2 tRNA genes and 1 rRNA gene are annotated in these 517 nt (G+C 47.2%); all 3 read left to right on the top strand.

The features are described from left to right. A 16S ribosomal RNA gene (locus FQ192_RS33910) occupies positions 1-60 on the top strand; the annotation flags it as partial. 83 nt (positions 61-143) lie between these two features. Beyond that, a tRNA-Ile gene (locus FQ192_RS33905) sits at positions 144-220 on the top strand. A gap of 34 nt (positions 221-254) precedes the next feature. Then, a tRNA-Ala gene (locus FQ192_RS33900) sits at positions 255-330 on the top strand. Positions 331-517: the final 187 nt, after the last annotated feature.

The raw sequence follows: 517 nt of genomic DNA, 5'->3' as shown, positions 1-517 counted from the left end.
ACTGGGGTGAAGTCGTAACAAGGTAGCCGTAGGGGAACCTGCGGCTGGATCACCTCCTTAATCGACGACATCAGCTGCTCCATAAGTTCCCACACGAATTGCTTGATTCATTGAAGAAGACGATAAAGAAGCAGCCCGAAATTGGGTCTGTAGCTCAGTTGGTTAGAGCGCACCCCTGATAAGGGTGAGGTCGGCAGTTCGAATCTGCCCAGACCCACCAATTTTGCTTTTGTGGGAAACGCCTGTAGAAATACGGGGCCATAGCTCAGCTGGGAGAGCGCCTGCCTTGCACGCAGGAGGTCAACGGTTCGATCCCGTTTGGCTCCACCACTACTGCTTCTGATTGTTGAAAGCTTAGAAATGAGCATTCCACCAAGACGGTGATGAATGTTGATTTCTAGTCTTTGATTAGATCGTTCTTTAAAAATTTGGGTATGTGATAGAAAGATAGACTGAACGTTACTTTCACTGGTAACGGATCAGGCTAAGGTAAAATTTGTGAGTTCTCTTAATTGAG

This window comes from Pseudomonas sp. ANT_J12 (assembly GCF_008370045.1).
Lineage (GTDB): Bacteria > Pseudomonadota > Gammaproteobacteria > Pseudomonadales > Pseudomonadaceae > Aquipseudomonas.
This window is presented reverse-complemented; position numbering and strand designations above follow the sequence as displayed.